The sequence below is a fragment of the Pseudomonas sp. P5_B2 genome (genome assembly GCF_056400445.1).
Genome location: NZ_JBFULH010001325.1, coordinates 1 through 704, shown reverse-complemented (window position 1 = coordinate 704; position 704 = coordinate 1). Strand labels below are relative to the sequence as shown.

The following is a 704-nucleotide window of genomic DNA, read 5'->3' as shown; positions in this document are numbered from 1 at the left end:
GTGCTGGTACGGGTCGAAGACAATTTGATCACCGTGCGCCCGATTGCCGGCACCCGTCCACGCGGCGCCAACGAAGAAGCCGACCTGGCACTGGAAAAAGATCTGCTGTCCGACGACAAGGAAATCGCCGAGCACTTGATGCTGATCGACCTGGGTCGTAACGACACCGGTCGGGTCTCGGAAATCGGCTCGGTGAAACTCACCGAGAAGATGGTCATCGAGCGTTATTCCAACGTGATGCACATCGTGTCCAATGTCACCGGGCAATTGAAGGCCGGGCTGACCGCGATGGACGCACTGCGGGCGATTCTGCCGGCGGGAACCTTGTCGGGTGCACCGAAGATTCGCGCGATGGAAATCATCGATGAACTGGAACCGGTGAAACGTGGCGTCTATGGCGGTGCGGTCGGTTACTTTGCCTGGAACGGCAACATGGACACCGCGATTGCAATCCGCACGGCGGTGATCAAGAACGGCGAACTGCATGTGCAGGCCGGTGGCGGCATTGTTGCCGACTCGGTGCCGGCGCTGGAATGGGAAGAAACCCTGAACAAGCGCCGCGCGATGTTCCGCGCCGTGGCGCTGGCCGAACAAACCCCGGACACCTGAGTTTCACTGATAACCCTGTGGGAGCGAGCCTGCTCGCGAAAGCGGTGTAACAGCGAAGTGGATGTCGGCTGACATGGCCCCTTCGCGAGCAGGCT

The 704-nt window shown here is 60.5% G+C and carries 1 protein-coding gene; it reads left to right on the top strand.

Annotated features, from left to right (window positions below; all coding sequences use genetic code 11):
- The coding region (locus tag AC1DRJ_RS31010) for an anthranilate synthase component I family protein (protein ID WP_477805471.1) at nucleotides 1-609 on the top strand (609 nt) is incomplete at its 5' end.
- Nucleotides 610-704: the final 95 nt, after the last annotated feature.